The following is a 25,367-nucleotide window of genomic DNA, read 5'->3' as shown; positions in this document are numbered from 1 at the left end:
TATAGATCATATTCAGATTGTGAGACGAAGCTGATGATAGCCGGAAATGACAGTATCCGCATCCAGCAGGTGAGCGGTGCTACCGGCTGGTGATATGCCAATGGACAGGCGCAGGCCTGCGCCTTTGCCCAGCTGCATATCGGCATTACTATCGCCGATAATCACTGCCTCCCCCGGGTCAAGGCCCAGCTCCCGGCAGGCGGTCTCCGCCATTTCAGGTGCAGGCTTGCCGTGGGTAACACGGTCTCTTGTAACTACCGTGTCAAAATAGCTGGTAATCCCCATCCATTCCAGCTGCTCACCGGTGGTCACAGCCCCATCGGAAGTAACAACGCCAAGCTTCAATGAAGCTGCGGCACACTGCCGGAGAAACGGCAGCAGCTCCGGCAATGGATGTGCCGCCCGGAGACGGCGCAGCTCATTCATCGCTTCCTTGCCGATGGCAGTTACCCTGGCAAGCGCTTCGTTCCAGGGGACTCCCGCCGTATACAGCTGCCAGGCCAGGATGCCATTTGTCTCCTCCGCAGTAGCCATGGACAGCGGCCCGGCAGGGTCATAGCCGATCACCCGCCCGGCGTCGTCATGCACCGTGCCAAGCACCCTGGCGAGGCCCGGGCCGGAGCCAGAGTTGTCTTTTCCGATTAACGCCAGCTGGTTCTCCAGCCCCTTCAGCATCAGATCAGCCCAGGTTCCCCAGGTCGCGAGCAGATCCAGCAAGGTGCCGTCCTTGTCGAACAATATGCCCTTGCAGGGTATGGCCAGATCATTTACATGCAGTACAGCCATTCTTCAGCTCCTCTCCTAATTACAGGGCCAGCTTAACGCAGATTGCCCATCCAATCCAGCATCGCTCGCGCGGTGAGGGTCTGCTGCTCTTCCTCGGAAACCGCAGCTTTCCCGTCGCCCTTCTGCTCGCCGTAACTTCCGTACTGGGCATGATTTCCGCCTTTGACCGAATAATATACCGTGTTGCCGGGCAGATAGGAACGGCCTTCATTATACTTTTTCTGGTCAACCACCTGATCCTCCGTACCCAGTATGGACAGAACAGACAGCGTAGTATCCTTCAGACTGCCCTTCTCATCCGGGTAGGAGGCCAGAAAATATACCCCCTTCAACTGGCCCGCATGCTCCGCCGCATAACGCGAAGCCATAACACCGCCCAGCGAATGGCCGCCCAGCACAAAAGACAGCTTCGGATGCACGCGGATAATCTCTTCGGCCGCATCGCTTTTGATCAACGCGAGGTTCAGCGGCATTTTGGCGATATAGAACGGGTGACCGGCAGCGGCGATTTTTTTGGCCAGAGGAGCATAAGCCTCCGCCGCAATCAGCGCCCCCGGGTAAAAAATTACGGCCGCTCCAAGAGTGACCGAAGGCTCAAATGAAATCCAGTTATCATTTTGTTCCACCCGGACGCCGCCTGCGGAGACCAGCGCACTTTCAGCCCTTTCCTCCGGCGCATAAGGTGTTAAATATCTCCATAGAAAAAAACCTGCCGCAATCAGAATGGCAAAAATACCCAGTAAGACACGGCGCTTCGTTAATTTTTTCCCCATAATGCTCACTCCCGATGACTGCATACAGAAAATTATAGAGGAATCAATGCATTCAAACAACCTTCAACACATCGCCACAATTATCCGCTATGATAGCGCTTACCAAACCGCTATTTGTGATGTAATTCACAATTGTTTTTCCGGAAATCTAGTATTTTAAAATTAAAGTAATTTGCTTAGCGCAAGCCTATTGGAGGTAAAGTCATGGTAGCTAACAGTTCACTTACAGCACGCGGAGAAACTTTTTTTCTTAACCTGCGCTTCATGCTTATAGTCACCGTTTTTGCCGGCAATGCCATTGAACCTCTGATTCAGTCCTTGAGCGGAATGCACAGCCTGTACTTGTGGATTTTCAGTTTCCATATGCCGCTGTTCGTGCTTGTTACAGGCTATTTTGCCGGAAAAAACCTCACCGGAGCCGCCGGGCGCAAGGTGCTGCTGCAAATCGGACTCCAATACCTCATTTTTCAGACTTTGTACTCCGTGTTGGATGCATCTGTCTTCCATGTAGCCAATATCCATCATTCCTTTTTCGCGCCTTATCTGCTGCTGTGGTTCCTGGCCAGTCATGCCTGCTGGCGCCTCTTGATGCTCGGCATGGGCAGATGGAGCAGGGCGGCACAAATTATTTTCTCCGTTTCAGCCGGTATCGCTGTTGGTTATTTGCAGCTTGACGGTATCTGGTTCAGCATCAGCCGCACCTTTGTTTATCTGCCGTTTTTCGTGATCGGATACCATTTCTCCTTTGAGGCTTTTGTCCGGTTCTACAATAAATATGTCAAAATCGCTGCCGCTGCCGCATCGGTACTGCTGCTCCTCCTGCTGGGCATGCTCGGTTCGGAGCTTCCGCTGGGCTGGCTGTACGGCAGCATGACCTACATGCAGCTTGACGCGCCTGAATGGTATGCGGGTGTGTACCGGCTGGGAATGTACGGGCTGCAGCTGGCCGCTTCGCTCGCTTTTCTGGGATGGGTGCCTTACCGGCTGAGCCGGATGACCGATTGGGGCCGCCGCACCCTTTATGTTTTCCTCCTGCATGGCTTTGTGGTCCGCCTCGCTGCCGTGTCGGGAATATACGCTTATCTTGGCAATGCCGCCGGAGCAGCACTTGTGCTGCTGTGCGCTGTTGCTTGTACAGTACTGCTGGCCCAGCCCGCAGTCAAACGATTGCTGCATCCCCTGGTCGAGCCTTCTGTGGACTGGATGATTTCCCTGCAGCGTGCTGCCCTGCGCCGTTCCCTGTAACATACTTCCAAATCAGCCTATCCCCTCCGGGATGGGCTTTTTCCGCGTCCGGCAAGGGAATCTTCTAATGACAAACTTCACATTGTCCGGTAGAAAAAAGCGGTTTTTTGTGATAGACTCTCTAATAACGTTCGTATTATATCCGCTTATATTTTATAGAAACGGCTTCGCCCTCTTCTATTTTTCTGCAGGAAGCTGGACCCCGTTCTTTCTATAAGCCGCAGATACGCAGATTTTGGGATTGCATTGCGTTAATGCGGCACTATATCCGGTTCACATTTAATTAGGAGGGGAATGTCATCATGGCAGTCAAGAAAATGCGTTCAGACATGATCAAAAAAGGCTTCGACCGTGCTCCGCACCGCAGTCTTTTGCGGGCAGCAGGTGTAAAAGAGGAGGATTTCGGCAAGCCGTTCATCGCGGTCTGCAATTCCTATATCGACATCGTGCCTGGCCACGTGCATTTGCAGGAATTCGGCAAAATCGTCAAGGAAGCGATCCGCGAAGCCGGCGGCGTTCCTTTTGAATTCAATACCATCGGCGTCGATGACGGGATCGCCATGGGACATATCGGGATGCGTTATTCCCTGCCAAGCCGCGAGATCATTGCCGATTCCCTGGAAACCGTTGTTTCCGCCCACTGGTTCGACGGCATGGTCTGCATTCCCAACTGCGATAAAATCACCCCGGGCATGATGATGGGCGCCCTGCGCGTCAATATCCCGACGATTTTTGTCAGCGGTGGTCCCATGAAAGCCGGTGTGGACAGCAAGGGGAAAAAGCTCTCCCTGACTTCCGTATTCGAAGGCGTAGGCGCTCACCAGGTCGGCAAAATCAATGATGATGAGCTGCTTGAACTGGAACAATACGGCTGTCCAACCTGCGGCTCCTGTTCCGGGATGTTCACTGCGAACTCCATGAACTGTCTGGCCGAGGCACTGGGCCTCGCGCTGCCGGGCAACGGCACCATTCTCGCTGTAGCCGAAGAACGCAAAGAATTCGTCCGCAAATCGGCAACCCAGCTCATGGAGCTGATCAAGCTGGATCTGAAGCCGCGTGATATCGTAACCAAGGAATCGCTCGACAATGCCTTTGCCCTTGATATGGCTATGGGCGGCTCCACCAATACGGTGCTGCACACCTTGGCACTGGCTCAGGAAGCGGAAATTGACTACCCGCTGGAACGCATTAACGAAGTCGCTAACCGCGTGCCTTACCTGTCCAAGCTGGCTCCGGCCTCCGACATCTTCATTGAAGACGTTGACCGGGCAGGCGGCGTGAGTGCCGTGCTGAATGAGCTTTTGAAGAAGCCGGGCGCGATCTTCGGAGATTGCATGACAGTTACCGGCAAAACGCTGGCCGAAAATGTCACCGGGCATGAAATCCTGGACACTACGGTTATTCACCGCCTGGACAACCCGTATTCCGAAGTGGGCGGACTCTCTGTCCTCTACGGCAATCTTGCACCTGAAGGCTCCATCATCAAGGTCGGTGCGGTGGATGCTTCCGTTGGCGGCTACCATAAAGGACCCGCCATCTGCTTCGATTCCCAGGAGGAAGCGCTGGAAGGCATCGCCAACGGCAAAGTCAAGGAAGGCCATGTAGTGGTTATCCGTTATGAAGGTCCGAAGGGCGGACCGGGCATGCCGGAAATGCTCGCTCCAACCTCGCAGATCGTCGGCATGGGTCTTGGCGCCAAGGTGGGTCTGATCACCGACGGCCGCTTCTCGGGCGCATCGCGCGGCATCAGCATCGGCCATATCTCGCCGGAAGCTGCCGAAGGCGGCCCAATCGCCTTTGTCGAGAACGGCGACATCATCGAGCTGGACCTCAACAACCGCAAGATCGAGCTGCTGGTTGACGAGGAAGTGCTGGCTGTCCGCCGCGCCGGCTGGAAGGGCTTCGAGCCAAAGGTAAAGACTGGCTATCTGGCCCGCTACTCCAAGCTGGTAACCAACGCCAGCAAGGGCGGCGTGCTGAAGATCTAATCGGCACCGGGCCGGGCTAACGTTTCAATGCAGGAAGCACGGAACTGCGAGGGCCTCTTGGCTGGTGTTTCAGCCAGGAGGCCCTCGTTCTCTGCGGCCCCGCAGCAACGGCGATTTTGCCGTTGTTACGGGGCTTTTACTGTGGTGGCGGGGCCAAACAACGGCGGGGTTGCCGTTGTTGCGGGCGTTCGGCGCGGCGGAGGGGTGGCGTAAGAGGTGCATAAGAAGCATACGTAACTTCTCGGGGCTTCGTTAGCTGGTTAGATGGAAAAAGTACAACTAATTCGCTCGAAAACGCTGCGCTCCGCAGGCTAAGTGGAAAAGGGACACTAATTCGGCCCTTTTCTCTCCTGGCGGAGTGAAGTTGCCGAATTAAGTTTCCTTTTTCCACTTAAACCTCGCGAATGTTTATTTTAGGGAAAAATAAGTTCCCTTTTTCCAACTGCTCACCTGCCGGCGGGCCAAACAACGGCAGTTTTGCCGTTGTTGCGGGGTTCGACGCGACAGCGAGGCCAAACAACGGCGGTTTTGCCGTTGTTGCGGGGGTTTGTCGCGGCAGCGGGGCCAAACAACGGCAGATTTACCGTTGTTGCGGGGGTTTGTCGCGGCAGCGGGGCCAAACAACGGCAGTTTTGCCGTTGTTGCGGGGTTCGACGCGGCAGCGGGGCCAATCTCCATGTTACACGGAGAGCAGGACTGTTGTGTTAAGACTGGCTCAGTAGACTGAGCCAGTGGTCGAGTGGTCTGTAGGCAAAAAACAGCAGTTAACCAAAAACTGCTGCAGCTTTTAAACAAAAGATGATATTGTTGGAGCGGATAAAGATGCCCTACAGTCACTATGACTGTAGGGCATCTTCTGTAATATACTGCGTCAATATCAATGTTGACAAGGAACAATCTTGCCTCCCCCTGCCAATCGGCCAAAATCAGCCCGTGATTACAAGCTCCGCCGCTTGGGTATCAGCAGAGCTTCCTCCTGCCATAACCGTAGCCCGGCAAGGCACGGGAGCAAACTTCATCGCAGTATTCCACACGCCTAACTCTTCTACACCCAGGCGGAAGGTCACGGTTTTCTCTTCATTAGGCTGCAACGTGATTTTGTGGAAGCCCTTCAGTTCCGCTATCCGGCGCGTAATGCCGGACTCGCGGGCACGGATGTACAGCTGGACGGTCTCCATCCCCCTGGAGGTTCCGGTATTCCTCACTTTGATGCTGACGGCTACTTTACGGCCTGCATTCAGATCGCCGACTGAGATTGAGTCCGCCGATAATACCACGCTGCTGTATTCAAATCTCGTGTAGCTGAGCCCGTGTCCAAAAGGATACAGCGGTGCAGACGGCATGTCCACATATACACGGGGGCGGCCAGGGTCCTTCTGGTTGTAGTATACCGGCAGCTGCCCTGAAGAGCGCGGCAGGGACACCGGCAGCTTGCCGCTGGGATTCACATGGCCGAACAGAATTTCGGCGATAGCCTGTCCGCCTTCTGCCCCCGGATACCCGGTGCAGAGCAGCGCACCAGCCAGCGGCGCCAGCCCGTCCAGGGCATGCGGGCGGCCCTGGATAATGACCGCCACGACCGGCGTGCCGGTGGCGGCAACCGCCTCCGCGAGCTGCTGCTGGATGCCGCCGAGCCGCAGGTCGGCCAGGTCAACCCCTTCCCCGCAGTCCATTTCGGACGGACTGCCTTCACTGATAATCGCGGCGCCGTTGGCTTCGAAGTCGCCGCCGAACTGCCGTGCGCTGCTGCCGCCGAGCACCAGCACAGCTACATCCGCGCTGCGCGCCAGCTCCACCGCTTCGCTCAGCCCTGCTGTGGAAGACTCGCGGATGCCGCAGCCGAGGGCATACACGACCTCGGCACCGCCTGGAGCGCACTGCCGGATGCCCTTCAGCACTGTCGTACCGCTTCCTTCGCGTTGTATGCTCGTATAATCGCCGAGCTGATTATACAGCCGGTCCGCGTTGGGACCGATGACAGCAATCCGGCGGTGTTGAGCCGCAAGCGGAAGCAGGCCTCCCTCATTCTTCAGTAATACAACCGATTCCCGCGCCACCTGCAGATTCAGCTCACGGGTATCCGCATGGCCCACGGCAGTAAGGGCCAGTTGCTCATCTGTATACGGCTGGTCGAACAGGCCGAGCCGGAACTTCAGCGCCAGCACGCGTGCAGCTGCGCGGTCAATATCTGCTTCGCTGGCCAGCCCCAGCTTCACCGCCTCCTCCAGCGTGGTGAACGCCTTGTCCCACAGGCTCAGATCGACCCCGGCGCTCAACGCCAGCGCTGCTGCCCCTTCATAGCTGCCGGTGAGCGCCACCAGACGGTCGATGGCCTGGCCGTCAGCCATAACAATGCCGTCAAACCCCCACTCCCCGCGCAAAATACCGCTGAGCAGCGCCTCATTGGCATGGCAGGGAATGCCGTCGATTTCATTGTATGCGGCCATGAATCCCGCAGCACCTGCCTCTGCTCCCGCCCGCGCTGCCGGGAGATGGATCTCGCGCAGCTCGCGCTCCCCAATAGCTGCCGGTCCGGCGTTCCTTCCGCCCTGCGCAGCCCCCTGGGCGCACAGGTGCTTGAGGATCACCGCCACCTTGCCCGGCGAACCCAGCTCTCCGCGCGTTCCCTGCATCCCGCGCACCGCCGCTGCCGTAAAGGCAGCGGCCAGAAACGGGTCCTCGCTGTAGCATTCCTCGGAACGCCCCCAGCGCGGATCATGCAGAATATCCAGCGCGGACAAGAGCCCGATGTGGGCGCCGCGGCTGCGCAGCTCCAGGGCCACCCGGCTGTAGGCCTGCTCCATCAGCTGCGGATTCCAGGTCGCCCCGACCGCCAGATTCACCGGCAGCAGCGTGCCGTCCAGCGCCTGATGGCCGTGCGGACACTCCTCGCTGAGCAGCACGGGATACCAAGCCGTGCGTGCTCCCGAATATAACGCTGCACTTTGTTCGCAGCGGAGGCGCTGTCCGCAGCCGTAATGCCATTGCTGTAATCGACGCCGGACCAAGGGTCGCTGCGGAATAATCCATACAGCGCCCCCATGCCTCCCCCGGCAGCGACCTCCTGCCGGAAAGCCTCGGTAAGCACCAGCTCCCCGTTCTCCCAGGCGTAAGCATCCCAGCCGTACATCCGCTGGTTAAGCTGGCCTATTTTTTCACGCAGCATCATGCGGGACAGAAGATCCTGAACCCGCTCCTCTACACTAAAAGATGAATTCTTGTATACTTCCATCTATTTGTTCCTCCCGTTTGTTGCCCTCATCTAAACTGAACGCTAAAGATTAAATTTGCAAAAATCAGCAAGGAAGCAGACCTTCTGCACTTTAATTGGGGCATTAGAACACTTTAATTAGTTCACTTTAATTAAGCACTTTAATTGAAACACCTCAAGTAGGTCTGTTTACTGCAGACTCATTGGAGCTGCTCCTTCCAAAGTCCCTATAAAGCCCGAATCAAAACATATTCTATTGCACTTTCTACAGCAGGTGGCCCCATAATGCGCCGAAAAGAGATTCTATTGCACTCTGTACAACAGAATCCCGTCCAAAAGGTGATTTTGATCAGATATCCGAAAATCTATTGCACGAAATACAGCAGAATGCGATTCGGCGAAGAATAATGGGCATTCTATTGCAGAAAGTGCAATCATTCAACAAATCCCCTCAGAGTAGGAGTAATCTGTCATGCCGCCACAGCCCTACAAGTCCTTGCTCGCCCTGAGTCCCCGGTATTCCTTGGGAGTCATGCCCGTATAGGATTTGAATACCGTCACGAAGTACTTGTATTCTTTGTAGCCCACCTGGTCGGCAATTTCGAACACCTTGTCGTGTGTGGACGCAAGCAGCGCCTTGGCCTGCTCGATCCTCAGCTCGTTCATATATTCGGTGAAGCCTTTGCCCGTGCTCTGCTTGAAAATATAGCTGAAATAGCTGGGCGTGATCTTCAGCCAGGCTGCGACCTCCGAAGCCTTGAGATCGGTGCGGTACTGCGCTTCGATGTAACGTTTAGCCTTTTCGACGATCCAGTAGGAGCGGTCTGTTCCATTCTGCTCTATCAGCTCCAGCAAATCAGCCATGTCCTTTCGGATCAGCTCCTCCAGAGCTTCGTAAGAATTATACAGATACAGGTCCGGGACCTGACGGCCGTAATCCATTCCCGTGATTCCGCTCTTGCGCAGCCGCTGGCGCAGCAGGGCGAACAGTTCCTCATACACCGTCATAATTTCATGCAGCAAATACGACTCGCGCCTAAAAAATTGCAGCATCTCCGACACCAGACCGCCCGTTTCCCCGGCATCCTGCTTGAATAAAGCCGCGACCAGCTTCTGCACCATATCTGCAATATCCAGGGCAGCCGGCTCCCGGGCGCCGCTCCGCTGCCGGACTGCCTCTTGATCTAAAACAACAGCTTGCCCCAACACGGAATAACGCAGCAGTTCCGCGGCTTCGGTACAGCGGTCAGCCGTCTCTGTTGCGTCTGCATAAACCTGTGATACACCGCAGAACAGCCCCGCCCCGGGGATTAGCTCCTCCATAAGGCGGTCCAGCAGTACCCGCCATTCCTGCGGCTCCATCCAATGGTCCGAGACCCCCAGCGTGATCAGCAGATTCTCGTGATCGAAGATCGAGACCAGCCTCAGGCCGGGCAGCGAAAGACGCTGATGAAGACTGCTGACCCATTGCTCCTGCAGCTGCTCGTATTCCTCCTGGCCGAGTTCCGCATAACGCTCGTGAAAAGACCCGAGCTGTGTCGCCAGAATTCTGAACTGCGCTCCCTGCAGTGATGGCGGAACAGCCCTGCGGTAGGCTATGCCATGCCTGGCCATATTGGTCAGCCAGAGCTTGACCTCATCCTTGCCGCCCTCCTGCTGCCGGCGGCGGATTTCATCCGCCAGCTTGCCCACTACCCCGGTAAGCTCGTCCACATTGACCGGCTTCAGCAAATAATCGTTCACCCCAAGCCGCATGGCCTGGCGCGCATAAGCGAAATCTTCATAGCCGCTGATGATGACCATCCGCACCTCAGGGTACCGCTGTCCTACTTGCTCGGCCAGCTGCAGACCGTCCATCCCCTCCATCCGGATATCAGAGAGCAGGAAATCCACTTCAGTATTTGCCATCACCTGCAGTGCTTCCTCCCCGTCATAGGCCTCGCCAATCACCTCAATCCCAAGCGCAGCCCAGTCGATGGTCAAGCGAAGTCCCTTGCAAATGATCGGCTCATCATCGACAATCAGCATTTTAAGCCCATTGGCATTCCCTTTTCCGTTATTGCTCATGATCTTCACCCCCTCTCCTTCGGCCCGCTGCAGCGGGAGAGTGATGCGGATTCCCGTGCCTTCATCCGAAGTATAGATGATCTTCAGTCCGAACTCCTGTCCGAAGAAAATGGACAGCCGTTCATGAATATTATGCAGCGCGCCCCCGTGCCCGGCTATTCGCTCTGATGGCCCAGGCTTCAGGGCTGCCGCAACCGCCCGTGCCCGGTCCGCCGTCATCCCCTTGCCGTTATCGGTCACCTCAATCCTGATTTCATCCCCGGCTGTATAAGCCTTCACTTCGATCCTGTTCACAGGCCTGCTCCGGTCCCAGGCATGCTTAAGCGCGTTCTCCACCAGAGGCTGAATGGTCGCCTTCAGGGTGACAGCGTCCTCAATCCCCGGCTCCAGGTGCAGCGAATAAGACAGCTTGTCCCCCAGCCGGTACTGCTGTAAATACAAGTAGGCCTGGACAAATTCCATTTCCTTGCCCAGCGTCGTCTGGTAGCTGCCATTATTGACGCTGGCCCGAAAGAACCTGGACAGCATTTCGATCAGCTGGCTGGACTGCTCCGCCTGCTCCAGACGGGCCGTCCAACGGATCATATCCAGCGTGTTATAGAGAAAATGCGGGTCCATCTGATTCTGCATCAGCCGCAGCTCCGATTCCCTCTCCCGCAGCTCAAGCTTATATTTATGTTCAATGAGCTGCTGGATCGTCATAACCATCTCATTAAACTTGCTGTTCAGCTCGGCGATTTCATCCTGTGAGTCGATAGGCACCCGCGCGCTGAAGTCCCCGCCGGCCACCCGCCCCGTTTCGATTTTCAGTCTTAGAATGGGACGGATAATGGTGTAGTGGAACCCGAATAGTGCGGTGAGCGCCAGTACCAGTATGGCTGTCAGGATGATAAGCATCACGATCTTGACGCCGCGGAATTCCTCCGCCATTTTGGCCTCAGAGATCATGACAACCACTTTCCACTCGGAATTTTCGATTTGATTGTACATCGTCAGGTACCGCTTGCCGGCAACCGTGTAGGCTGCCAGCTTGTTTGTGCCGGTGGTAAGCGCATGCATCTGGGATGGGCCGGGAACATAGCCACCCGGAAGACGGTTGACCGATTCCAGGATCAGATCCCCTGCCCCGCCTACCATGAACACGCTTCCGTAGTCAGCAGCCAGCACGCCTTTTTCAAGCTGTGCGGCTATGGAAGCCTCATCTAAGCGGATGGTCAGCATGCCGAGGGGTTTCGTGATCTCACTGAAGGAGTTCAGGATACGGATCATCGACAGCACCCGGACCTGCCCGTTCCAGGAGCTTTTCAGCGGATAGCCTTCCGTCCAGTATATCCCGCCTTTGCGGGCCACCGCCTCACGTTCCCACACCCCTTCATCCCCGCTGAACGGCTCGCCCATCTCGATGGAATTGCCGTTGAAGCCGGAGATGACGATGGAGCGGATATAACTTTTCGACATCAATTGAAAGGTCAGAAAATCTTCAATATTACGTTTGTATACCGCCTTCTGTTCATTCCCAAGCGGTGGATAGCTGCGGAGAAAGTTCCGCATATCGGGACTCAGGATAAAATAATCCGCGATGTCCTCCACCATTTTGGTCTGCTCGCCAAGCTGGCTGGTCACATTGTCAAGGTTGCGCCTGGTCGAGCTGATGAACTGCTCGCGCAGGACCTTGTTATATTTATATTGCACAATGACCCCAACCCCGATGGTCGGCAAAATGACAAAGAGCAGAAATATGACCAGCGCCTTGCGCTTTAGACCGAAATTACGGGGCTTTCTCCAGCGTATCTTCATCCTTTAAGACTCCTTTTTCTCTCCACCGCCTGCTTCTTTGCAGCTGCCAGCCGATGGACCGGAGTCTCCAGGCTCAGCCCTTGACGGCCCCTGCGGTCATCCCGGTTACCAGCTGCTTTTGCAGCAGCAGATAGAAGATCAGTATGGGAACAAGCGCGATAGTCAGCGCCGACATCTGCAAAGTATAACTCGCCGTCTCCACGCCTACAAAGTTCGCCAGACCGAGAGGCAGCGTTTTAAGCGAATTGGAGGTGATCAGCACCAGCGCGAATAAATATTCATTCCAGTTGTATATAAAGTTGAGTATTACCACTGTAGCCATCGCAGGGCGGGTAATAGGCAGAATAATAGACCAGAAAATGCGGAATACCCCGGCCCCGTCCATGATGCCCGATTCCTCCAGATCCTTGGGAAACCCCCGCATGAAGCCCTCCAGGATAAACACCGTCAGCGACAGGTGAAAAGCGGTGTAAGGCAGGATAAGCGATAAATACGTATCAATGAGACTTAATTTTTGCATAATCAGAAAGATGGGAATCAAGGTGGCGTGAATCGGCACCAGCATCCCCAGCAAGAACAGCGCATACGTAAACCCGCGCAGCCTGAAGGTGAACCGTGCGAGAAAATAGGCGGCAAGCGAGCCCAGCAGCACAGTTACGAGCAGCGATACGAACGTAATCAGCAGACTGTTCAAAAAGTATATATTCATATTGGCAACTTCCCAAGCTTTGGTATAGTTCGAGAAATGCAGTGTGGTTGGAAAGGAAAACGGGTTCGCCGCATATTCCTGCTCTTCTTTAAAGGAGTTGACGATCATCCAGAAAATCGGAATTATATTCATAATAGCGAACAGGCTTAAAAATGTGTAGGCGAAGATTTTGAACAACGGCGATTTTTTCTTCATTATGTCTTCCTCCTTTCATAAATAACCTTAGTTTCTGATAAAATCATCCTCAGGCATCCTTCTCCCGGCCGATCCGGTTGACGATGCTAATCACAATCAGACTGAACAGCAGGATCAGAATGGATACCGCACTGCCGTACCCGTAGCGCAGATTCATGAACGCACTGTTGTACATATAGAGCGTCATGACTTCGGTCTGATGCGCCGGGCCGCCGCCGGTAAGCACCTGGATCAGATCAAACACCCGGAAAGAGTTGCTGATGCTGTACACCACCGCAACCATAATCGTGCTGCGGAGCATCGGAATAGTGATATGCAGCGTGCGCCGGAAGCCTGTTGCGCCGTCCAGCTCTGCCGCTTCATTGACTTCATCCGGAATATTTTGCAGGGCGGCGAGGAAAATAACCATGTACAGCCCGCAGTTCTGCCAAATGTACGCCACACTGATCGACAGCATGGACCACTTCATGTCGCCCAGCCAGTTCTGCTGCCAGCCCCCCAGCCCGAAGAACGCCAGCATGCTGTTCAGCATTCCGTATTCTGTGTTATAAATCATGCCCCAAATTAAGGAAACCATGACAGAAGAAATTACAACGGGCATAAACCCTACGGTACGGAAAAAGCCGGAGCCCTTCAGCCCCCGGTTCAGCAGCAGAGCCATAATCAGGCCCAGCGGAATCTGCCCGACCAACCCGGTAAGCATAATCACAACGTTATTCTGAACCGAAAGCCAGAACGTATCATCCGTGAGAATACGCGAATAGTTGTCCAGGCCGATAAAAGTCATCTTGCCGATCCCGTTCCAGTCCATCACCGAGTAGTAAAGCGAAATGCCGATCGGTATGATCGCAATTCCAAGATAGATGACCAGCGCCGGAAATAATCCGATAAAGATCGCCAGTCTAGTTTGCTTAAGCGTATGCACAGGGCATCCCCCTTCCAGTCGATTCCTCTTCTGCTTATGAAACGGAGAAACGGCTTCGCCTGTTGACTCCACAGACGGACTCCGTTTCTCCCTATCCGGTCCTAGTTCAGTTGGTCAACCGCTTCCTGCGCATCCTTGGCGACCTGTTCCGGTGTGCCGCGGCCCACGGTGAGCGCCTGTATACCATTCTGTACTACATCCACCACCTGCGTCGGGATAATGCTGTCAAATACAGGGGCCGTGCCTTTGCTGGTAAGCTCCAGCATTTCTTTCAGATACGGGCTGGCATCCTCGGGAATTTCTACGGTGGCCGGTACCACTACCCCGTTGCGGATCAGCTCCTTGTACAGATCCTCGCTCACAAAATACTTCATGAACTCCTCGGCTGCCGCCTTGGTTTTCTCATCCAGTCCGCTCTTGATCGCAATGCCGTACTGCACTACACCTGCGCTCTTGACCGGGTCGCCTTTGCCGCCGTTCACACTTGGGAAGAGGGCAATGCCGAACTTGCCGCCTTCGTCATTATTGATGCGGATTCGTGCGTCTACCGTCGAGGAGGAGATATGCATAGCTGCTTTTCCCTGGATGAAATAATCCTGTCCCTGCACGGAATCCATATTGTTGGCATCGGTATTGAAGGCATCCAGCTTGGTCAATTCATCGATGACTGAAATGGCTTTGACAAAGTCAGGTTCTGTAAACTTCGCTTCCTTCTTCATCACCTTGCCGAGGAAGTCACTGCCGGTGAAGCGGTCCCCGATAATGGACAGGTAGGAGGACTGCAGCGGCCATTGCTCTTTGTTGCCCAGTGAGATTGGCGTAATGCCGGCAGCCTTCAGCTTTTTGACCGCATCGATCAGTTTATCGTAGGTATCCGGGAACTCCGTATAGCCAACCTGGGCGAACATATCCTTGTTGTAATAAATAATGTCCACAAAAGTTTGCTTCGTCGGAATCGCATATTGTTTGCCGCCAATGTTGAACCCGGCCAGAGCAGTCTCGGGCAAAATCGCCTTCCAGTTGTCCATCAGACTGTCAATCGGCTCCACCAGACTTCCTTCCACCAGCGGCTCCAGATCCGCTCCGGGCCAGACGACATTGATGTCCGCCAGATTGTTGGCGGCAGCCAGTGTGCGCAGCTTCGTTTTGTATTGTGCGGACGGCACACCGTCCTGCTTAATGACGATATTCGGATGCTCTTCCTCGAATTTCGCGATCCGTGCCTTGTACACCTCATTGTCCACATTGGGCGATGTCCAGGGATGCATCATGTTCAGGGTGACGGTTTCTCCCGCATTTCCGTTTCCGTTCCCGTTCCCGCTTCCGCTGGCGTTATCCGCACTGTTGCTGTTGCCGCAAGCGGCCGTGAACAGGGCCAGTACGCCCGCCATACCGAGTAATGCTGCTTTTTTTGTCTTGTTCATTGTCACTATAATCAACCCTCTTTCTCATAAGTTTAACGATACGTTAATTATAGAAGCTATCGGCGGCTCCCTATATCCCACAAATGTTAGATTATATCCTTGATTATTCAGATGATTTGCAATAAACCGCTAAAAACTGCCAAAATTCTCGAAAATAAGTCATGTTATATTACACTAAATGTAATGTAAATAACAATTTTCTTTCTTTGTTTTCACAGTAAACGCTTCCAATACAAGGGTTTATATAACCGCTTGAAAGGGTCAAGCGGTTGTAGGTTACCTCTGCTGCTACAGCACAGCCGCCCCTAGCAGATGCTCCAGCATCTCGGAGAGCGGAACCGTAGCCAATGCGATCGCCGTATCGGTTACACCATAGTAGATATGCAGAATGCCCTCATCCAGCACACAGCCGGTCGGGAAAATCACGTTGGGAATCTGATAGCCGAATTTTTCATAATAAGTCTCCGGCTCCATAATAAATTCCTTCGTTCTGGCGATTACCTTGGACGGGTTCTCCAAATCCAGCAGCATCGCGCCCAAACGGTACACCGTATCGCTGTCTACGCCGTGATAGAGCAGCAGCCAGCCATGTTCCGTGCGGATCGGCGGGGTGGACGCACCGATTTTTTTATTTTCCCAGCCGTTTTCCGCTTTGGCCAGCAGGGTTGGCGCTTCCCAGCTTTTCAGATCATCCGAATAGGAAATCCAGATAGCCGCCTGCTCTGTTCCGTACGCCTCACCGATATACTCCTCCGGCCTGCGCAGCAGCGCGTATTTGCCGCCGATCTTCTCCGGGAACAGCATATTATTGCGGTCGTTGATCTCCAGCGGTGTAGTCGTGCTTACATATTCCCAGTCGGTCAAATTGCGGGAAGACATCAGGATGGAGCGGGTCAGCCAGTGCCCCTCTTCCTCTCCCCAGCCATCGGGATATTCGGGAATGGAGCGTTCAGGAATACCGGTTCCAGTCGGGTAATAGTTCATCGCACAGGGACGAAGCGCAAACGTCATGTAGAACATGTCTCCGATCTTCACGATTCTCGGGTCCTGCACGCTGCCATAAGGAAAGCCGAGCATATCGGGAGTGACTACCGGCTCCTCCTTCACATGTGTAAAATGCACGCCGTCTTCGCTTTCCAGCAGGCCCAGAAAATTTTTGCACGGGGTCAATGAGCCAGCGGTCCGCTCAATCATATAAAACTTGCCGCCGTCCTTGATGACTGCCGGATTGAACACAGTCGCCAGCCTCCAGTCATATTTGCCCGGAACGACAATCGGATTCTCCGGATGTCTGTTGATTTTCATTGCTTTGCCTCCTCAGGGTAGCCTCTACTTCGATTGATTATTCCAATTATAGCCCGCCCCCGGGGTGCAAAATATCCTCCATAGTTTAGAAATCATCCGAATAATAGCGCTAGTTTGCCGGCTTGTTCCTTAAAAATCAAAAAAAGCTCCTGCAACCTGAGGTCACAGAAGCTTATCTTATAATTGCTGTTTCATTTCAATTAACAGTGATCATTAGTGCACAACCGTGGCCGCCGGCAGCTCGGCTTCCAGAGACAACTCCTCTTCCCGCAGCTGTTCACGCGGCTTCACCTGTTTCTGCGGGCGCTGCTGGTTCATCTGGTCAAGCAGCTGGGAGACGGGCATCAGCATCATTTTGGGAACCAGCACCTCGCTCCGTTCCTTCAGCCTTGCCCCGCCTGCCGGATGGATGACACTCAGCAGGATGCTCAGGTAAAACTTGGTCGACCGCGCAAACCACCCTTTCGGCAGATCCAGCACCATGAACCCGAATTTCTCCGGTCCGCGGTTGATCATACTGACACCGTACAACGCTTTCGCTTCGGCCAGGTCTATATCCGCAGCAATCCGCTGCGCCAGCACCGGCATATCCTTCTCCATCCGGCGGATCATGCGGATCGCCAGCTGCGCCGAGGAACGGGAATGAATGCCAAGCTCGAACAGCTGCCTGTTGTCGATATGCAGTTCAATCACCTTGTCGCCTTTGGTCAGCCGTTCGCCGCCTTCCATCTGTACAGGCTCGCCCTTATATTTGCGCATGCGGTAATGCAGGAACGGATCTGCCGGTGAGATGGTCTTAATCCGCAGCATCAGCTGGAATACCTGTTCCCAAGCCAGCCATAAGCCGACAAGGAGCCTTTTGCCAAAAGAAAGCTTTTGAACCGGAGAGCTTTGCACCATCCTGATCATCTCATCGATGCGGATGCTGCGCAGCCCGCGTTGTTCCGCCTCCTGCAGCATCCGCTCCAAGGCGACCAGCATATGCTCCGGCGCATTCGGGTCCGCCCCGAGTGTGGTGCCGCAATCATGCAGCAGCATCACTTCGCCTGGATTCAGCTTGGCAAGCAGCTTTTCTGTCAGCCGGTCTGCGCCGAGCTTTTCCTTCCAGTCGCCGAACATTGCCGACCATAGTACGATCTGCACCTGGCGGCGTTTCGAAAAATCGAACAGATTAACGATCCCCCAGGGGGGACGGTAATAAGTGCTCCGTTCACCGGTAATACTGAAAATAATGTCATCTGTGTGCTGTATCTGGCGTTTGACGGTAGCCGGACGCATCAGCCAATTCGTCTTGTGAACGTAATTATGGATTCCGATCAAATGCCCTTCAGCATGCATGCGCCTGATTATTTCCGGGTTCTGTTCAGCATGGGAGCCGACGACAAAAAAAGTGGCTTTGGCACCGTAGCGTTTCAGCAGATCAAGCAGCAGCGGTGTATAAAGCGAGTCCGGACCATCGTCAAACGTAAGCGCAAATTCATTGCGGCCAATCCCTTTGCGGAAGACGCGATATCCGAATATCCGGCTGATCATCCCAGGGATAAAGGCATAAAATGTTGAAATATAAAATAACCAGAGCAGCAAAGTCTGCATATAAATTCCCCGCTTTTCCAGAGTTGACTTTGGCTCGCGTTGGGTCTGCAAGCAGATTCAGTGATACGGCCAAGTAGAGTGAAGTATGCCCCGCAGTTTTTAAGTAGGCAGATTCCCACGAAAAAACGTTACCCCCTATTTTAACACAGGTATCAAAGAAAAAGACGCTTTTTTGTTAAAATCGTGTACAATGAATTAAAGCTGAATTTGTTATTTTATCTAAAAAGGAGTCGTTCATATCCATGTTGCCGCTGTACAAAAAATATTGGCGCACCATATTCGACATCGGTTTAGTCGTGCTTACCGTATATCTTGTGATGCTCGCTTTCAGTACGGTGTACCGGCTCGCCGCGCCTGTGTTCTTATCATTTTTTGTATTTCTGATGATCGAGCCGCTGGCCCGTTTTCTGAACCGCCGGGGAATGGCCAAACCGTTTGCTTCCGCGATTTCAGTTATCCTGTTCCTGATTGTGCTGCTGGGTGTGTTGTTCGGCGCCGGGCTGCTCATTACGATGCAGGCTCTTAAGTTCCAGGATGATCTGCCCAGATATACATATATAGTCCAGCAGCAATTTGCTGAGACGACCAATTATTTGCAGCACAAAGTTGAGGCGCTTCCGCCGGACCTTACCGACAAAATCAACGGATATTTTAAGCAAGCCACCAATGTGCTTTCGGGCTGGCTGGTAATCTTCCTTAAATATATGATCGGAGTGCTTGGCTCCTTCTCTTCATTTATGGCTAATTTTGGCATCGCGATTATTCTCGCCTTTTTTCTCAGCATGGAGATTAAGGACTGGCGTAAAATCGCCCATGACAAGATGCCCAAAACATTTAAGACAGCTTATGCTTTTCTGCAGGGAAATGTCTTCAAGGCCATCGGGTCCTATCTCAAAGCACAGCTGATTCTAATCAGCATTACCTTCGTCATTGTCCTGGCCGGGCTCTTTATTCTTAGAAGCGGCAATGAAATCACTATGGCTTTGGTCTGCGCCATATTTGATGTGCTGCCGCTGCTCGGGGTGTCAACGATACTGATCCCCTGGATTGTATATCTGTTCATTATCGGCAACACCACGCTGGCCATAGGCCTGATTGTGCTGCTTGCGGTGGTGCTGATTGTGCGGCAGCTGCTGGAGCCGAAGATCACCGGTAATTCCATCGGCGTATCCTCCGCCTTCCTGATGCTGTCGTTCGTTATTCTGTCCAGCTCCATCTTTGGCTTCGCGGGCTTGATTCTCTCGCCGATCCTGCTCATACTGCTCAAGGAACTGCTTCAGCAGGGCTATCTCCAGCGCTGGATTTTCCTGCCGAAGGAAGAGTTCATTGTCTCGCCATTCGCAGCATCAGGCGAGCCGTCCACTCCGGGAGGCGAGGCCGTGTCGGGTGATCCCGATGGGACTCACGCGCCGGAGGATTCCGCCAGCAGATCAAACACCTGACCAAACAGCCTGGTGGCCGCATGCGGGCTCCCCGGGGCCACATTCTCCACCAGGACGGACACCGCAAATCCGGGATGCCCGGCCGGTCCGTAGCCGATGAACCACTGGTTATTGCGCGGCATGCCCTTCACCCATGTCTGGGCTGTACCTGACTTGCCTGCAAGGGGCCATTTCGTGCCCTGCAGGCTTTTGCCGGTTCCTGCGGTCACAACCTTCCGCAGCAGGGAGAGCAGCACATGGGCTGTCGGCGGCGAGATTCGGCCCTGGGGAGACGGGGCTAAGTGGCCTGGAAGCTCTTTCAGCGTCTGTCCGTTGGCGAAGGCCACCCGCTGGAGTATACGCGGCGCATGGACTTCTCCGCCGTGCAGCAGCGTAACCAGCAGGTTGGCCGCCTGAAGCGGCGTGACCCGGACATCGCGCTGGCCAATCGCCGTCTGCACCCTCGCCCCGCCGTCATCGGGCAGCAGAGTGGTAAAGATCGCCCCCGGCTGCTCCCCGGACAGCGGACGGAGCAGCGGCAGGCCCAGCGTATTCTCCGCTTGCCAGCTGATATCCCGGCCCAGCCCCAGCGCCAGTGCGGCGGACTGCAGTTGGGCTCCGCTGAGCCGCTCAGCCAGGGAGGCAAATACGGTATTGCAGGACACGGCGAACCCTTGCGCCATGGTAAGGGAGCCGTGTCCTGTCCCATTCAGGCAGGACAGGCCATATTTACCGTAATGCCCGGAGCAATAGAACTTTTCCTCAGGGGAAGTCACACCGGCTTCCAGTGCCGCAGCGGCGGTTACAATCTTGAAGATAGAGCCGGGAACCGCGGCCTGAAGCGCCCGGTTGTTCCACTCGCCTCCTTCCGGCGAAATCTGCGCCGGATTATAGAACGGCAATGAAACCATGGCTTCAATATCACCGGTGGCGGCATCCAGCACCACTACAGCGCCTTCTTTGACTCCGGATTTCACAGCCAGCTTCTCAATATTCTCTTGAAGCTTCTTGTCTATGGTCGTGTACAAAGACAGCGGATAATAAGGATTCCCCGGCGCTCTCACTTTAATGGGACTGTCAGGAAGACGGCTGCCGCGCGCATCCACCTGGGCATAAGCTTCAGTATGGCCCACCCCCTGCATAAGCGGCTCCAGCGTCCTCTCCAGACCGGCGGTTCCCGTCCAGGGAACTCTCAGACCGGTCGGCGATTCCTTCGCCTCCGCCGCTTTAGCTTCCGACAGGTAGCCCAGCCATTGGCGGCCTGTCGCTTCCCCTGTATACCGGCGGGCAAAAGGCAGCGCCCGCACACCGCCGACGGCCAGCGCTTCAACCGCTTCAGCCTGCCCCGGTGTCAGCTCCAGCGGATTTTTGCCGCTGCCTGAAGGCCAGAGCAGCGGCTCTTTCAGCCCGCTGCGTTCAGCCTGAAGCTGCTCGTAGGTCACTCCCAGCACTGTGGCAAGCTGCCGCAGCTTCTCCTTGCCGGCAGCACTCTCCTCTGCGTCCGCTTCCGCTTCGTCCCGGGAAAAAAAGCCGCCGTCCACACCGTTTCGCCGGCCAGCGGCTGGCCGCTGCGGTCGTACAGCCGCCCCCGGCCGCTGTCGAGCACCACCTCCCGCTCACTCTGGATCGCGGCCATCTGGGCCATGGAGTATTCCGCCCCCGGTACTTTGCGGTCCTTCAGAAGCAACTGTACCCAAGCCAGCCGGACGATCAGCACAGCCACCAGCAAACACAGGATAAGCGAGCCCCAAAAAATACGTTTATGAATAAGCTTGTGCAGAGCCATTCCTCCAGTCCAATGATACCTTATTCGGCAGACGGGCTTCATGGCATCTATTATGCCCACGTTGCGGATTTATTACCTGACTTATTGCCGGCTTGGTTGTCCGGTGATGCATGCCCGGTGTCCTTTTAAAAAAAGCCCCGATCATCAAGGGTTTCTTGATCATCAGGACTCATATTTATTCCGTGATAGGGTTCAATTAAAATACTCTTTAGAACACCATTTAATCTGCTCTTCCCTGCTCTTCTCATGGAGGATGATTAACTGATTCAATACGTATATCCGCTGAACAATATCTTGGGCGATATAAAGTTGCCTCTTGTAATGATTGATTTTCCGCTGATATGGACTTGGAGACTTCCTGTTTTTTTCATAGATTAAAAGCAGCTGCTCATGAAGGTCGTATACCTCTTGGTACGTCAACCCAATCCCCCCCATTAACCACACATTACGAATAAAACCTTTTAACATTATCGACGCTTGAAATTAAAAGTATACCTAGGGACGAACACATAGCTTAGGCGAGTTAAAATATTTCTACTTGGACCAAGCGGTAAGTTTAAGTGGAAAAAGTAAACTTAATTCCTCCCGATCCGGTTTCCTGGGTAGTGCTAGTGGGAAAAAGGATAACTAATTCAGCCGATGCGCCGCTTTTCAGGTCAATTTGCTTGAAATAACTCTACTTTTTCCCACTAATTCCTCTTTATGAGGATATTTTGTTCAATTAAGTGTACTAATTCCACTATAGCTTCCTTTAAGCCCCGTCCTCTCAGCCGCCTTCAATTTCTTCCCAGCCCACTCCAGCAAAGAAGATTCCACAGGTCAGCTTGATATACCCCACTATCACTAATCCCTTACTTTCCCTGCATCTTATCCAACTTGTACAACACAAGAGGAAATCCCAAAATAATAACAAAAACCGCCTCTCCCTGTTGGAAGAAACGGTCCGGGTTATAGATTTGAGTGGGTACTCTTAACATTTCATACGGCAGCAGCTGCACATCACTCAGCAGCCTGTTTACACCGTGAACTTTGAGAGTCTTTCCTTCAGCATCGAAGAAGCATTCTCCAACTGGGCAGAAAGGTCCACGAGATAATCACTCACATTCTGCTGTTCCCCGCTGAGAGAGGCCACTTCCTGTGAAGCAGCCGAGGATTCCTCGGCAAAAGAGCTGACGTTGCTTATCGCATCCGACAGCACATGCTGGGATTGATTCAGCCCCTCAATTGAGGCTCCTACAGAATCCAGACGGGAAATAAAATGATTCATTTGTTCCTGTACAGAGACAAAGATTTCGCTTGTGTCGCGGACTGAAACGATCTGCTCGTCAAACAGGGGCGATACCTCTGACAGCGCAGCAACAGTCTCATGCATATCCGTCATGATCTTATCCGTTATTCCCGCCGCCATCGCAATGGAGCGTTTGGACTGTTCGGCCAGCTGGCGGATTTCATCGGCCACAACTGTAAACCCTCTGCCCGCTTCGCCTGCGCGTGCAGCTTCAATGGAGGCGTTCAGCGACAGAATATTCGTCTGCTGCGTAATGCTCTGCATAGCCTCCAGCACTTTCATGACGGAGGAAGCGGTATCCTTCAGGTCATTGACCTTCATCACCAGCTTATCGGTCATGGTGCCTGTGGTATGCGTTTGGTGCAGCAGTTCCTGCAGCTTCACGACACCTTCCTCACTGGATTGTCCCACATGATGTGCCATGCTGCCCATCTCGTGGGCAGCAGATATCACCATATCCATCCGTTCGGATATCTGCGCCGTCATCTCATTGCCGCGGTCCGCTTCCAGCGCAAGGCTTCCGGCTCCTCCGGCAATCTCTTCGGTCGCCGCTGCAATATCCCTGGCCGACGCAGCCGTCTTGCGCGAAGCATTGCCCAGCGCATCTGCTGTTTCGAGGACCTCGCGTGCCGTCTCGTTGGTATGAACCACCAGTTCCGTGATCCGCTCCATCATCACATTGAAGGAAGACGACAGCTGGCCGATTTCATCACGGGAAGCAACGCTGGTCCGCACCCGCAGATCGCCTTCCGCCCCCTGGAACATCAGATCCCTGAGCCGTGAGAGCGGCCGGGATACCATTCTGACCATCCATAAGCCGATCAGAATCGCGATAAGGGCTGCGGCGGCAACAGCAATATAGGTCGTTCCCAGAATACGGCCTGCATCTTTGACCAGATTCTCCGAAGGCACAACGCCCAGTACTCTCCAGCCCGAACTCTGCAGTGTGCCATATACGGCGAGAATGGATTTGCCTTTTTCGTCCTGGGTCGGCAAAGACCCCGAAGCTTCGGTCAGACCTTTGAACAATGTTCCGCCCAGGCGAAGATAAGAATCCGTCTGCTGCTGGGAGGAAGCAATCAGCTCGTCCTTGCTGGTCAGAAGCTGGATGTAGGAATCCAGCCCGAGGTTGACCTTGCTCAGCTGGCTGTCCAGTTCTTTGGTACTGATATCACAGACAGCGATATAGCCTGTCCCGCCGGATTCATCTGCCATGGATTTGGCAAAATGAAATACGCCCGATGTATCCCCCTGCTTCAATCCTTGCGTAATCCACAAGCTGTGGGGCTTCTCTTTCAGCTGCTTGAACCAGGATGCCTCCCGGATTCCTTTCATAAAAGCGTTATCTTTTGTTCCCGTAGCAGACACTGGAAGCTCATCCTTCAAGGGTACCAGATATACGGCCTGCACTCCCTTTACCGAAGTGATCCAGCGGTCTAATTCACTATTAATCCGTTCCGTTTGACTGTTCCGTTCAGCGCTGCCGGCAGTGGAGATACTTCCTTGACGAATTGCCTCCTGAATATCCCTGTTGTAAAAAAGCTGCCCCAAACTGTCTTCAAAACGCAGCAGGATTACGTCAAGCTTCTCTGCCGTTTGTTCAACGGTCTGCTGATTGGATGACAGGGCGTTGTTCTCAATGGTTTGTCTGGCAACGGAGTACGAGGTATACCCAAGGGATAATACAATTCCCATGGTCGCGATAAAAAACACGAGAAAAAGCCGCACCCCCAGCGACTTGGAGGGATGCAGCCGAGTAAGAAATCCTTTGCTGTCTGCTGCCTGTTTACTCAAAAAAATCACCGCCAGATCTACAATATTCTTGCACGGCCCCCCGTTACAAGGTCATGAAGGTCTGTAGCGCCCGATCGGAAAGATATGGAAGATACTCATGACCATATTCATGATATACCATCAGCTCTTTTGTTGCTGTGATTTTATTATATGCAGCGAATTGCGTCGAAGGCGGGCAGACCGTATCTGCAAGTCCGGTCACCCACAGCACTTTGGCCTGGATCCGGCCTGCCAGATTCTGAATGTCGATGTACCCGAGCCGGTTAAAAATCGCTACCTCCCGTTCATGATGAGGATCAAAAAAGCGGAAATAATAGTGAATCTCCTCATAAGCAGAAGTCGTGATATCCAGCTCCCACGCCCGTTTGTAATCGGAAAGGAACGGATAGACCGGAACGGCCAGCCTGATCCGCGGCTCAAGGGCAGCGCAGGCGACCGTAAGCGCTCCGCCTTGGGAGAGGCCGAATGCCCCGACCCGTTCAGAGTCCACTTCCGGCATATTCATCAAAATCCGTGCGGTCTGGGCGGTATCCAGAAACACGTTCCGGTAATACAGCTTGTCCGGATCCGGATCATCGATCCCCCGGATAATGTGGCCCCGGATGGTTGTGCCTTGCACCTTAAGGTTGTCTTCGGACAACCCGCCTTGTCCGCGGCAATCCATTGCGAGCACACTGATGCCGTGCGCGGCATAAGCAACCTTCTCCATCCAGTCGCCGCTGTCGCAGGAATAGCCGTGGAACATGACCACGCCAGGCCCTTTCGCCTGCTCCGCCTTCTTCGGTCTGACATATTTGCAGTGCACTTTGGCACCGCCCACGCCGGTAAAATACAAATGAAAGCATTCGGCCAGCTCGCTGGTAAATTCCGCAGGCACCAGTTCGTAGTCCAAGGTCTGGACATCAAGATCACGCAGGGCGCGTTCCCAGAATGAATCGAAATCCGCAGGCTTTGGGCTGGAGCCTTCGTAGGCTTTTAGCTGGGTCAGGGATCTTTCAGACGTCATAAGAAATCCTCCTTAATGTTGGATTATATTGTGTTGGAGACACTACCGGAGTTC

Annotated in this window: 15 protein-coding genes and 1 pseudogene; 3 read left to right on the top strand and 13 right to left on the bottom strand. The window is 54.0% G+C overall.

Annotated elements, in window-relative coordinates; genetic code table 11:
- Window positions 1–12: 12 nt before the first annotated feature.
- Both JI735_RS18360 and JI735_RS18355 read right to left on the bottom strand, forming a co-directional pair.
- Window positions 13–786, bottom strand: a complete 774-nt coding sequence (locus tag JI735_RS18360) for an HAD family hydrolase (RefSeq protein ID WP_039838570.1) — start codon at window positions 784–786, stop codon at window positions 13–15.
- 32 nt (window positions 787–818) lie between these two features.
- Window positions 819–1,559: an alpha/beta hydrolase gene (locus tag JI735_RS18355; RefSeq protein ID WP_051052233.1), complete on the bottom strand. Its 741-nt coding sequence runs from the start codon at window positions 1,557–1,559 to the stop codon at window positions 819–821.
- 204 nt (window positions 1,560–1,763) lie between these two features.
- On the opposite strand from JI735_RS18355, the gene JI735_RS18350 reads away from it, so the two are divergent.
- Both JI735_RS18350 and ilvD read left to right on the top strand, forming a co-directional pair.
- Window positions 1,764–2,804 carry an acyltransferase family protein gene (locus tag JI735_RS18350; protein ID WP_039838572.1) on the top strand — a complete coding sequence of 347 codons (1,041 nt, stop codon included), beginning with the start codon at window positions 1,764–1,766 and terminating at the stop codon, window positions 2,802–2,804.
- A gap of 302 nt (window positions 2,805–3,106) precedes the next feature.
- The gene (gene ilvD, locus JI735_RS18345) at window positions 3,107–4,792 is read left to right on the top strand and encodes a dihydroxy-acid dehydratase (RefSeq protein ID WP_020426883.1); all 1,686 of its coding nucleotides are present in this window, start codon (window positions 3,107–3,109) and stop codon (window positions 4,790–4,792) included.
- A gap of 926 nt (window positions 4,793–5,718) precedes the next feature.
- Here the strand turns inward: ilvD and JI735_RS18340 are convergent.
- The 7 genes and pseudogenes from JI735_RS18340 to JI735_RS18305 form a co-directional block, all read right to left on the bottom strand.
- Window positions 5,719–8,024 (bottom strand): annotated as a pseudogene (locus JI735_RS18340) (glycoside hydrolase family 3 C-terminal domain-containing protein).
- A gap of 465 nt (window positions 8,025–8,489) precedes the next feature.
- Window positions 8,490–11,867 (bottom strand): response regulator, encoded by a 3,378-nt coding sequence (locus JI735_RS36010; RefSeq protein ID WP_233475954.1) that lies wholly within the window; start codon window positions 11,865–11,867, stop codon window positions 8,490–8,492.
- Between the two features lie 73 nt (window positions 11,868–11,940).
- The gene (locus JI735_RS18325) at window positions 11,941–12,771 is read right to left on the bottom strand and encodes a carbohydrate ABC transporter permease (RefSeq protein ID WP_039838581.1); all 831 of its coding nucleotides are present in this window, start codon (window positions 12,769–12,771) and stop codon (window positions 11,941–11,943) included.
- A 49-nt stretch (window positions 12,772–12,820) separates the two neighbouring features.
- Window positions 12,821–13,696: a carbohydrate ABC transporter permease gene (locus JI735_RS18320; RefSeq protein ID WP_039838582.1), complete on the bottom strand. Its 876-nt coding sequence runs from the start codon at window positions 13,694–13,696 to the stop codon at window positions 12,821–12,823.
- A gap of 101 nt (window positions 13,697–13,797) precedes the next feature.
- Window positions 13,798–15,120, bottom strand: coding sequence for an extracellular solute-binding protein (locus tag JI735_RS18315; RefSeq protein WP_202676272.1), 1,323 nt, complete (start codon window positions 15,118–15,120; stop codon window positions 13,798–13,800).
- 288 nt (window positions 15,121–15,408) lie between these two features.
- The gene (locus JI735_RS18310) at window positions 15,409–16,425 is read right to left on the bottom strand and encodes a glycoside hydrolase family 130 protein (RefSeq protein WP_039838585.1); all 1,017 of its coding nucleotides are present in this window, start codon (window positions 16,423–16,425) and stop codon (window positions 15,409–15,411) included.
- A 213-nt stretch (window positions 16,426–16,638) separates the two neighbouring features.
- Complete coding sequence (locus JI735_RS18305; protein WP_039838586.1) at window positions 16,639–18,018, bottom strand: polysaccharide deacetylase family protein; 1,380 nt, start codon at window positions 18,016–18,018, stop codon at window positions 16,639–16,641.
- A 242-nt stretch (window positions 18,019–18,260) separates the two neighbouring features.
- Between JI735_RS18305 and JI735_RS18300 the strand changes: the two genes are divergently transcribed.
- Window positions 18,261–19,460 carry an AI-2E family transporter gene (locus tag JI735_RS18300; RefSeq protein ID WP_039838587.1) on the top strand — a complete coding sequence of 400 codons (1,200 nt, stop codon included), beginning with the start codon at window positions 18,261–18,263 and terminating at the stop codon, window positions 19,458–19,460.
- Here the strand turns inward: JI735_RS18300 and JI735_RS18295 are convergent.
- The 4 genes from JI735_RS18295 to JI735_RS18285 all read right to left on the bottom strand — a co-directional run bounded on the left by JI735_RS18295 (window position 19,421) and on the right by JI735_RS18285 (window position 25,313).
- The gene (locus tag JI735_RS18295) at window positions 19,421–20,980 is read right to left on the bottom strand and encodes a peptidoglycan D,D-transpeptidase FtsI family protein (RefSeq protein ID WP_233475953.1); all 1,560 of its coding nucleotides are present in this window, start codon (window positions 20,978–20,980) and stop codon (window positions 19,421–19,423) included. The two genes, JI735_RS18300 and JI735_RS18295, sit on opposite strands and share 40 nt — an antisense overlap.
- A complete protein-coding gene (locus JI735_RS36005) occupies window positions 20,878–21,225 on the bottom strand; it encodes a hypothetical protein (RefSeq protein ID WP_233475952.1) in 348 nt (115 codons plus the stop codon). The genes JI735_RS18295 and JI735_RS36005 overlap by 103 nt, the downstream gene beginning before the upstream one ends.
- 1,015 nt (window positions 21,226–22,240) lie before the next feature.
- Window positions 22,241–24,307 carry a methyl-accepting chemotaxis protein gene (locus JI735_RS18290; RefSeq protein WP_051052234.1) on the bottom strand — a complete coding sequence of 689 codons (2,067 nt, stop codon included), beginning with the start codon at window positions 24,305–24,307 and terminating at the stop codon, window positions 22,241–22,243.
- Window positions 24,308–24,350: 43 nt separating this feature from the next.
- Window positions 24,351–25,313, bottom strand: a complete 963-nt coding sequence (locus tag JI735_RS18285) for an acetylxylan esterase (protein ID WP_039838592.1) — start codon at window positions 25,311–25,313, stop codon at window positions 24,351–24,353.
- Between the last annotated feature and the right edge of the window lie 54 nt (window positions 25,314–25,367).

The sequence above is a fragment of the Paenibacillus sonchi genome (assembly GCF_016772475.1).
In the GTDB taxonomy this organism is placed as follows: Bacteria; Bacillota; Bacilli; order Paenibacillales; family Paenibacillaceae; genus Paenibacillus_AQ; species Paenibacillus_AQ sonchi.
The sequence above is the reverse complement of the archived record's forward strand: the minus strand, read 5'-3'. Positions and strand labels throughout refer to the sequence as shown.

Excerpts from the sequence above, each read along its gene's own strand:
- JI735_RS18360 (WP_039838570.1), bottom strand. The coding sequence starts at position 786 with ATGGCTGTACTGCATGTAAATGATCTGGCCATACCCTGCAAGGGCATA.
- JI735_RS18355 (WP_051052233.1), bottom strand. The coding sequence starts at position 1,559 with ATGGGGAAAAAATTAACGAAGCGCCGTGTCTTACTGGGTATTTTTGCC.
- JI735_RS18350 (WP_039838572.1), top strand. The coding sequence starts at position 1,764 with ATGGTAGCTAACAGTTCACTTACAGCACGCGGAGAAACTTTTTTTCTT.
- ilvD (WP_020426883.1), top strand. The coding sequence starts at position 3,107 with ATGGCAGTCAAGAAAATGCGTTCAGACATGATCAAAAAAGGCTTCGAC.
- JI735_RS36010 (WP_233475954.1), bottom strand. The coding sequence starts at position 11,867 with ATGAAGATACGCTGGAGAAAGCCCCGTAATTTCGGTCTAAAGCGCAAG.
- JI735_RS18325 (WP_039838581.1), bottom strand. The coding sequence starts at position 12,771 with ATGAAGAAAAAATCGCCGTTGTTCAAAATCTTCGCCTACACATTTTTA.
- JI735_RS18315 (WP_202676272.1), bottom strand. The coding sequence starts at position 15,120 with ATGAACAAGACAAAAAAAGCAGCATTACTCGGTATGGCGGGCGTACTG.
- JI735_RS18310 (WP_039838585.1), bottom strand. The coding sequence starts at position 16,425 with ATGAAAATCAACAGACATCCGGAGAATCCGATTGTCGTTCCGGGCAAA.
- JI735_RS18305 (WP_039838586.1), bottom strand. The coding sequence starts at position 18,018 with ATGCAGACTTTGCTGCTCTGGTTATTTTATATTTCAACATTTTATGCC.
- JI735_RS18300 (WP_039838587.1), top strand. The coding sequence starts at position 18,261 with ATGTTGCCGCTGTACAAAAAATATTGGCGCACCATATTCGACATCGGT.
- JI735_RS36005 (WP_233475952.1), bottom strand. The coding sequence starts at position 21,225 with ATGGCTCTGCACAAGCTTATTCATAAACGTATTTTTTGGGGCTCGCTT.
- JI735_RS18285 (WP_039838592.1), bottom strand. The coding sequence starts at position 25,313 with ATGACGTCTGAAAGATCCCTGACCCAGCTAAAAGCCTACGAAGGCTCC.